Origin of the sequence: Sphingobacterium sp. UBA7253 (assembly GCF_002472745.1) — a bacterium.
GTDB classification, from domain to species: Bacteria; Bacteroidota; Bacteroidia; order Sphingobacteriales; family Sphingobacteriaceae; genus Sphingobacterium; species Sphingobacterium siyangense.
In genome coordinates, this window is record NZ_DKSP01000237.1 from 4,770 (window position 1) to 13,370 (window position 8,601).

Here is an 8,601-nt window from a genome sequence, read left to right on the forward strand (position 1 = left end):
TTGCTCATCACTATGTTTATTTATTGTTGTAATAATTGCTTTCAACGACCTTCTGTATTGCGCTATCCCGTGCGCCAAGGTAACGACGGGCAGCAACTACAGTCCGCGTTTGGAAATCATCGTAGTTTGCAGCGTCCTTAAGCATACTGTTGATCCGGACCAATCCGGCAGCGTGAATAAAAGTTCCATTGCCGATATAGAGTGCAACATGTGTTACACGCGCATTAGGATTGCTGTTTTTGCCTGCCGCAAAGAACAGTAAGTCTGCCGGTTTTAGATTCTTGAGTGCTTTCTCAGGGTCGAAATGTCCTTCTTGATCTAAAATGTCGATTTTTTCACCTGCGAGTACTTGTTGCGATGCATCTCTCGGAATCACGAAGCCGTTCATGAAAAAGCTTGTTTTGGTAAAACCGCTGCAGTCTACACCTTTCACCGATGTCCCCCCCCATAAATAGGGCAGGCCCAACATTGTTTTTGCACTGGCGATAATATTTTCCGCCGTAGGCTGGCGCGTTTCAAACCAATTTTTTAAGGTTAGACTTTCTGATTTTTTAATATAACCTAAACGTCCATCCGGATATGCTATTTCATAAAAATTGCCTTTCTGTCCTTTTAACTGAAGGATGTCACCATATACGAGATCAGACACTCGTTGGCTTTTTTTATTGGGTTCAGAATATGATTTTCCAAACTCCGCTGTATAGATAACTTTTTCTGCTTGCCGCCAATTTGCCAGCATGGTTTTGTCCATCGCTTCAATGGACGAACTTGGTACCCATGCAATATAGCCATCCGGCGTGCGGACACGGTAGTCCCCGCTCTTTTTTTGCAGAAGATCCACTTGCGTTCCCAATAAAACCTGGCTGGTTAGCTCCGCAGCATTATCTGGAAATGTGCGCATATTTGCAACGGAGAGCCTGATGACTCCAGAAGTTTTTTCACCTACACTTGCATCAGGCAAGAGCTGTACTTGAATATTGGCTGATATATCTTTTGCCTTTTGCTCCAAAACGAACTTAGCATCTTTTTCAGTTGTTTCAAGCACATATTGGTTCTGTGCGATATCCGCTTTTTGGATTGCTACGATCTTGGTTCTTTTATCGGGAGCGAATTCACGTTTTACGTTTTCTTGCAACTCTTTGATCTTGAAATAAGTCGTGGAATCTAGCTGCTGCGCCTGACTGCTTTCAACACCTATAAGGCTTGCATAAGCTAAAATAGCGAATTTAAGAGTGTTTTTCATGCGAATTAGTTTGTTTCTAAAGATAGGATTAATTCATAATATAAGTCAATTTTTATTGTCGATTTTTAAGTGATTTTGATGTTATGTTGCTAAAAAACGAATGTTTGGGTTTAATTTTAATTAAATCATCTAATTGCTAAAACCATTTTGTAATATTGCTTATTGATTGTGAAGTCAATATCCTTCTTCAGTTTAACACGAAGCTGTAAAAATGTAGAATAGCATTTTCCAGCGCATATCGATGAAGTAGATTGGGGGCAGATGTGACGTAAGATCGTGTAATACACTAGAAAAAAGCGATGTCTTTGTGCAGTCAATGATGAAAATTTTTTGTGTTCGGTAGACTGAAGGCAATTTTAATGATTGTTTTTTGCCGAATTAATCAATAGCGATAGTTTTATAAAATATTAATAAGGAAATGAGTTCAAGACGTGATTTTATTAGGCAAGGTTTGATTGCTGCGACGGCAATGGGGACATTGACAGCATTTGATGCGAAAGGAGTGACGATTGCAGCAAAGGGCAGTGTTAAAAAATATCCTATTGTAATTTCAACTTGGGACTTTGGGATTGCAGCAAATAAAGCCGCTTGGGAAATATTGTCCAAAGGAGGCAAGGCATTGGACGCGGTGGAACAAGGTGTGCGTGTGCCCGAGGCCGATCTCAAAAATATGACAGTTGGTAAAGGTGGTTATCCAGATCGCGATGGTCACGTCACACTTGATGCTTGTATCATGGATGCGGATGGTAACTGTGGTGCTGTTGCTGGAATGGAAAAAATTGGACATCCAATATCAGTAGCGCGGATGGTCATGGAAAAAACACCCCACGTGATGCTGGTAGGCGAAGGCGCATTGCAATTTGCCTTAGAAAATGGTTTTAAGGAAGAAAATCTACTGACCCCAGAAGGTGAAAAAGCGTGGAAGGAATGGTTGAAGGAGAAAAAATACAAACCTGTAGCCAATATTGAAAACCAATCTTTTGCAGCAGAACGTTTGCCGGGAAACCAATATAACCACGATACGATCGGTATGTTGGCATTGGATGCCAATGGGAATATTTCCGGAGCTTGTACAACCAGTGGTATGGCTTTCAAGATGCATGGTCGGGTAGGAGATAGCCCTATTATTGGAGCCGGACTTTATGTCGATAATGAAGTGGGCGGAGCTACATCGACCGGAGTTGGCGAAGAAGTCATACGGAATGTAGGTAGTTTCTTGGTTGTCGAATTGATGCGTCAGGGTTATTCTCCGGAAGATGCCTGTAAGGAAGCCGTTATGCGTATCGTGAAGAAGAAACCTGCTATTGCGAAGGAAATTCAAGTGGGATTCTTAGCAATAAATAAAAAAGGTGAATATGGTGCTTATGCGCTGCAACAAGGTTTTTCCTATGCGGTTTGTGATAGTAAACAACAAGATTTATTGATCAAAGGAAAACACTACTATTAGTAAAATAGGGTGAGCGGGGTGCGAGTATTTCATTCTCAGGTGGTGAGTAGAACGTAAACTGATATTTTTCGTGATGATAGCAGGGTATATCATTTCCGATTAATAATTATATTTGTCTAAACATTTTTCGCCGTAGCTATTAAGTCGGCTATAATGTTTGAAAAAAGTAAGTTTAAAATACGTAAGATTATAAAAAGTATGAAAGCAACATTTGGAGGAGGATGTTTTTGGTGTACAGAAGTTATTTTCCAAAACACGGAAGGGGTGACATCAGTATTACCGGGATATATGGGCGGAAACATTGATAATCCCACTTATGAACAGGTTTGTACCGGTACGACAGACCACGTTGAGGTTGTCGAACTCGAATATGATGAAGAGCTAGTGAACTATGAAGACCTGTTGAAAATATTCTTCAAGACACATAATCCAACGACTTTAAACCGCCAAGGAAATGATGTAGGTACGCAGTATAGATCGGTTGTATTTTCTCATAATGAAGAACAGGAGATCTTAGCGAAGAATTTTATCGATGAATTGGATAATGAAGATGTGTATGAAGATCCTATCGTTACAACAGTTGAGCCTGCTGCGACATTTTGGCTCGCTGAGGACTATCATCATAATTATTTCAACGACCATCCTGAAAATCCATTCTGTTCGGTTGTTATTGCACCAAAACTTCAAAAATTCCTTAAAGAATTTAAAGCTTAAAGGATAATACTTAAGGTGTTGTATCCTACACAAAAAAGGCTCGAATATTTATTCGAGCCTTTTTTGTGTATGGAATACGAGTTAGAACATTTCCATCTGTCCTTTATCGTCGATTTGGATGTCATTTGGATTAGTGATTTCCAATTTGATATCGTCATTTTTATCGGTTGACTCTACCTCCTTCTCCTTCTCCTTCACGGAACTGTCCTCTGCCGTTATGGTACTATCAACCGTTGTTTCTGTGGTATCAGTACTTGTTTCGGCTGCTTTTTCTTTACCTTTTTGACTTAAATCTTCATCCGCTGTTGTTAGCGTAACTGATTTTACGGTATGGAAAGACAGGCGGTTTCCTTGTGCTTTTATTCCTTTTACGTCAATAATTTCAGTCAAAGGCTGATCAAGAGTTTCTTCCGTTTGGGATTTACCTTTTAAAATCTCCAATTTGACCATCGGTTCAGCCGCATTACTCATCAATACCAATTTAGATCCTGCATCTTCATTAATAAAGGAAATGCGTTTTCCAATAGGTTGATCGTCAAATTTAAAACGTTTAACAAAGTACGTTCCGCTCTTGCCGTCCTGATGCACAACCGTATAGATATGGTCCGGGTGGTATTTTTCGATCCGGATCATTTTCTCGTCGAAGTGGTTGCTCAGATCAAAGTTTGACAATTCGTAACTACCATCCGAAAGAACCACTAATATCTTGTCGTCGCCGTCAAACTCGCCAAGGTATTGGCCACGTTCATCTGCATTTAGACGTTTCATGATGGTATCGTACCATATTTTTCGTCCTGCCAGCGTGGAGACACCAGAGCTTTTAAAGCTGATTTTTTTGACGGGATATTTTGATACAATGTTTCCTTGTGAAGCACGGCCCTTGATTGCAATCTCGGCAAAGTCCATGTCAAAATTCAACTTGCGCAATTTTGTGTGCGGTTTAAGCTGTATATTGACGATCTCTGCTTCACCGTTTGGATTGGCTGTGAAATATAGGATTTTAGACCCTTTGGATCCTTTGGATACATCATATTCCTTATCCCGAGTGACACCTACCACAGAGAAACGTTTAATGTAACTGGTACCAGTTTCACCTTCTTTATAGATGGCGTTATAGATTGTACGTTCATCACCTTTTTTGAAAACAGCAACGTGGATAATTCCTTTTCCAACGAATACTTTATCCTGGATTTTACTAACAACATATTTGCCATCTTCGCGGAATACAATAATATCATCGATATCCGAGCAGTCGCATACAAACTCATCTTTCTTCATGCCTGAGCCAATAAATCCTTCCTCACGATTGACATATAGTTTGGCATTTGCTAGGGCAACTTGGGTCGCTTCTACTTTATCGAATATACGCAGTTCGGTTTTACGCTCGCGGTCTTTACTATATTTCTCACGCAATTTCTCAAACCATGCAATGGCATATTCTGTCAATTGACGTAGATGACGCTTGACTTCCTTGATCTCATTTTCGAGTGTTTTCATCATTTCGTCCGCTTTTTTAACGTCGAAACGTGTAATACTACTCATTGGTTTATCGATCAATTTTTTGTAATCTTCTGGTCGTATCTCACGATAAAATTGATCGAAGAAAGGTTCGAACAAGCGATTTAGAACCTGCACCACGACCTCAAAGTCACCTGCATTTTCATAATCCGGATGCTTGTACATCCCCTCTTGAATAAATATTTTTAATAAACTACTGAAGAAGATTTTTTCTTGAAGATCGTTTAAGCGAATCTCCAATTCTCGTTTCAATAAATTTTTTGTGTTTATTGTGTTTTCCGTTAGAATGTCATTGACACTCATAAAGTGAGGTTTCTCATCTTTGATAACACAAGTGTTAGGTGAGATAGAGACTTCACAGGCGGTAAAGGCATATAAAGCATCAATCGTTACATCAGGAGAAATTCCAGGAGCCAAATGCACAATGATCTCTACATTTCCTGCTGTATTGTCCTCGATTTTTTTGATCTTAATTTTTCCCTTATCGTTTGCTGTAACCACACTTTCAATCAGACCGCCCGTCGTGGTTCCAAATGGAATTTCTGTAATTGCGAGTGTCTTTTTGTCGCGTTCTTCAATTTTCGCACGTACACGGATTTTACCGCCACGTTGACCCTCATTATAATTTGAAACGTCGGCCATACCACCCGTAGGGAAGTCTGGGAAGATATTCGGACGTTCACCGTTTAATACCTGAATAGATCCGTCGATTAACTCAATGAAATTGTGCGGCATAATCTTGGTTGCTAAACCAACAGCAATACCTTCGGCACCTTGAGCCAATAATAATGGGAATTTTACCGGAAGTGTGACAGGTTCGCGATTCCGTCCATCATAACTCAATTGCCACTCAGTTGTTTCGGGATTGAAGACAACGTCATTTGCAAATTTGGATAATCTTCCCTCGATGTACCGTGGAGCAGCAGCAGAGTCGCCCGTAATTGGGAAGCCCCAGTTACCTTGACAGTCAATCAGGAGATCCTTTTGGCCCAATTGTACCATGGCATCACCGATAGAAGCATCACCATGTGGGTGATATTTCATCGTGTTACCAATGACGTTGGCAGCTTTATTATATCGTCCATCATCCATTTCCTTCAAGGAATGGAGGATACGACGTTGTACGGGTTTCAAACCGTCATTGATATGTGGAACGGCTCTGTCCAAGATGACATAGGATGCATAGTCCAAAAACCAGTTTTCGTATAGTCCTGATAAAGGTATCGTCTGACTTCCGTTTTCTGTTTTTCCTGATCCCAGCTCTTCTTGATTATCTTCCGTTGGGAAGTTCGTTTCGTCACTCATTTACTCAGCAATAGATTAAATTGTACAATACAGAAATGTTCGAAATAATATTTTATTCGAACGTGTAAAAATACAAAACCATTTTGTTTTATCCCAGTGAAACTATGAAAAGTTAAAAAAATTAGTTTTTAAAACTAATATAATTAGTTTGTTGATTGGTCAATGGCTAGATCATACCAATAACAGGGAATATTCCATAGATCGAAATGAAATTCTTCAGTTACCTGAAATCCTACTTTTTCCAAGACATGCCTTGATCCCAGGTTTGCTGTATGCGTGATGGCATGTACTTCAAAATGGGGCAGCTGTTCGCTGTAATATTGCATGCAGGCTAGTGCGGCTTCTGTCGCATAGCCTTTTCCCCAAGATTCCGTTCTGAAACGATAACCAAGGTCTAAAAATCCAATACGTCCGTTCTCCAATTCGTCAATATACTTAAATCCCGTCCAGCCAATCCATTGATTGCTTGATTTCTCAATGACCCCTAGACGGCCTATACCGTATTTTTCATATTGTTGCTGAATATGCGCGATGGCTTTTTTCATTTCTTCAATAGATTGAACAGGTTCGTTATTCAGAAAGGTATGAACCTCCGGCTGTGAATCCATTGCGAAAAAATAAGCTGCATCATCCATCTGTATTGGACGGATAATTAAACGTTCAGTTTCCAGTATAGGTAAGTGTTTTTCCATAGTGTTTATCTCAAGTGTTACGGCATGCTAAAGCCACAATTTTTCGATATCTTTTTGTAGTATTTTTTCTTTCATTTCCTCTTCAAAGTCGCCGAACTGCTCTTTTTTTACAGATTTACTAATTCTGCCATTTTCGAGTACCAAGATTTCATCGCAGGTATCTTTTAGCGTGGAAAAGATATGGGACGAAATCAGGATCGTTTTACCCATCGCTTTTAAACGAAGAATAATCTCCGTAAGAATAATGCTGCTTTGTAGATCGATGCCATTAAAAGGTTCGTCAAGGATATAATAATTATTGTCCTGAAGTAAAGTAGCTGTCAGGGCTAGTTTTTTTTTCATTCCCGTGGAATAGGCGCTCGCATACTCCTTTAAGGGCAACTCGAAAATATTTCTCTCACTGAGGTTTTTGATCTGTTTACCGCGTGCATCCGTCAGCAGATAAATATACTCTTCGCCGGTGAGCTTTGAAAGGAAATACGGATCCGAGGTGAGGTAACCTAAATTGTTTTTCAGCGGTTCTAAATCAGATTTTAAACTTCCCGAGGCGGTTTCTAGTCCAGCAATACAACGAAACAGCGTTGTCTTTCCAGCGCCATTTTCACCGACGATACCATATACTTTTCCGCTATCAAAGAGGTAAGTAACCTCGTGGAGTACTTGATGCTGTCCAAAGGACTTATTGATATTCGTAAGCTCGATCATAAGTGATTTTTTAGATTGTTGATTGCTTTGATATAATAAAAAGGTAAGAGCGCTAGAATCAAAGGGTAAAAGCTAAAACAAAGTGCCAAAGCAAAGCCTTCGGGGAAATTGATCTCCCGTGGGTAAGCGACGTATTTCAATGTGATTGCAAAAGAAAGTAAAAGTAATATTCCGCCCAATACAATACAGGCATTAAATAAATCCGATGGAAAGATGACAACATACAGAAAAAGAAGGGGCAGTACCAAGAGCAGACACTGTAAAATTCCCCTTTTAAACTTTCGCATCAGAAAGACTGTTGGTGTATGATGGTGATTCCAGAGGTAAAAAATAGGCTCCGGCAATTGATAATAGAAAACGCAGGTGAGCGCAACGCATACGACGCAAAATAAAACAAGATTGGAATTGGCGACATAAAAACCGATTCCAGCCAATAGATACAATACAAGCAAAAGCAAGTAGCTCCGTCGGAACCCGATGATAAATTCAAAAGGTTTTTTTACGAAAGGTGTCGGAATAGATTTTCCGAAAGCCGCAAATGTCAAAAATGCAAAAACAACAGCCAAAGTATCCAATAACAACGCATAGTGCCATTGGCTGTGGAGGAGAAGAATGACGAAGGACGGCAGCGTTAATAGCCCATTCTCAACTATTCTGATCTTGTGAAAATCTCGTTTACTGTATGTGTTTTTGAGAAAATCATTTCTGTTTTTTTCTGTGAGCAAAAATAGTGCTTGAAAATTGCAAAGCAGTAGTGCATAACAACCAAAAAGCGGGTATTGAACCAAAGCATAATAAGCAAAATAACATAATCCAAACAACAGGAGAAAGGCGAGCCAAACAGGCAGTCCTGTAGCCCGAATATGCCGAGACAGTAAAGTATACTGAAGCTTTAAATAATTGCTTAACATGATAAATCAAACTTAGATAAATTACCTTTTATATGCAATATCATATGTGTCCTAAATAAATTTTAG

General features: G+C 39.6%; 7 protein-coding genes. 2 read left to right on the forward strand and 5 right to left on the reverse strand.

From position 1 onward, the window contains the following. Window positions 1–16: 16 nt before the first annotated feature. Window positions 17–1,243, reverse strand: a complete 1,227-nt coding sequence (locus B2X72_RS24810; RefSeq protein WP_286851935.1) for an NlpC/P60 family protein — start codon at window positions 1,241–1,243, stop codon at window positions 17–19. Between the two features lie 418 nt (window positions 1,244–1,661). Here B2X72_RS24810 and B2X72_RS24815 point away from each other — a divergent pair, with 418 nt between their 5' ends. Together B2X72_RS24815 and msrA are read left to right on the forward strand one after the other, a co-directional pair. Then, window positions 1,662–2,690, forward strand: coding sequence for a N(4)-(beta-N-acetylglucosaminyl)-L-asparaginase (locus tag B2X72_RS24815; RefSeq protein WP_286851937.1), 1,029 nt, complete (start codon window positions 1,662–1,664; stop codon window positions 2,688–2,690). A 198-nt stretch (window positions 2,691–2,888) separates the two neighbouring features. After that, complete coding sequence (msrA, locus tag B2X72_RS24820; RefSeq protein WP_286851938.1) at window positions 2,889–3,404, forward strand: peptide-methionine (S)-S-oxide reductase MsrA; 516 nt, start codon at window positions 2,889–2,891, stop codon at window positions 3,402–3,404. Between the two features lie 81 nt (window positions 3,405–3,485). Here msrA and B2X72_RS24825 read toward each other — a convergent pair whose 3' ends face one another. The 4 genes from B2X72_RS24825 to B2X72_RS24840 form a co-directional block, all read right to left on the reverse strand. Next, the gene (locus B2X72_RS24825) at window positions 3,486–6,227 is read right to left on the reverse strand and encodes a DNA gyrase/topoisomerase IV subunit A (protein WP_286851940.1); all 2,742 of its coding nucleotides are present in this window, start codon (window positions 6,225–6,227) and stop codon (window positions 3,486–3,488) included. A 143-nt stretch (window positions 6,228–6,370) separates the two neighbouring features. Next, a complete protein-coding gene (locus tag B2X72_RS24830; protein ID WP_286851942.1) occupies window positions 6,371–6,919 on the reverse strand; it encodes a GNAT family N-acetyltransferase in 549 nt (182 codons plus the stop codon). 27 nt (window positions 6,920–6,946) lie between these two features. Then, entirely contained in the window at window positions 6,947–7,624 is a 678-nt protein-coding gene (locus B2X72_RS24835) for an ATP-binding cassette domain-containing protein (RefSeq protein WP_286851944.1), read from the reverse strand. Continuing rightward, the gene (locus B2X72_RS24840) at window positions 7,621–8,535 is read right to left on the reverse strand and encodes a hypothetical protein (protein ID WP_286851946.1); all 915 of its coding nucleotides are present in this window, start codon (window positions 8,533–8,535) and stop codon (window positions 7,621–7,623) included. Before B2X72_RS24840 ends, B2X72_RS24835 begins: the two co-directional genes overlap by 4 nt. Window positions 8,536–8,601 lie beyond the last annotated feature (66 nt).

Excerpts from the sequence above, each read along its gene's own strand:
- B2X72_RS24810 (WP_286851935.1), bottom strand. The coding sequence starts at position 1,243 with ATGAAAAACACTCTTAAATTCGCTATTTTAGCTTATGCAAGCCTTATA.
- B2X72_RS24815 (WP_286851937.1), top strand. The coding sequence starts at position 1,662 with ATGAGTTCAAGACGTGATTTTATTAGGCAAGGTTTGATTGCTGCGACG.
- msrA (WP_286851938.1), top strand. The coding sequence starts at position 2,889 with ATGAAAGCAACATTTGGAGGAGGATGTTTTTGGTGTACAGAAGTTATT.
- B2X72_RS24825 (WP_286851940.1), bottom strand. The coding sequence starts at position 6,227 with ATGAGTGACGAAACGAACTTCCCAACGGAAGATAATCAAGAAGAGCTG.
- B2X72_RS24830 (WP_286851942.1), bottom strand. The coding sequence starts at position 6,919 with ATGGAAAAACACTTACCTATACTGGAAACTGAACGTTTAATTATCCGT.
- B2X72_RS24835 (WP_286851944.1), bottom strand. The coding sequence starts at position 7,624 with ATGATCGAGCTTACGAATATCAATAAGTCCTTTGGACAGCATCAAGTA.
- B2X72_RS24840 (WP_286851946.1), bottom strand. The coding sequence starts at position 8,535 with ATGTTAAGCAATTATTTAAAGCTTCAGTATACTTTACTGTCTCGGCAT.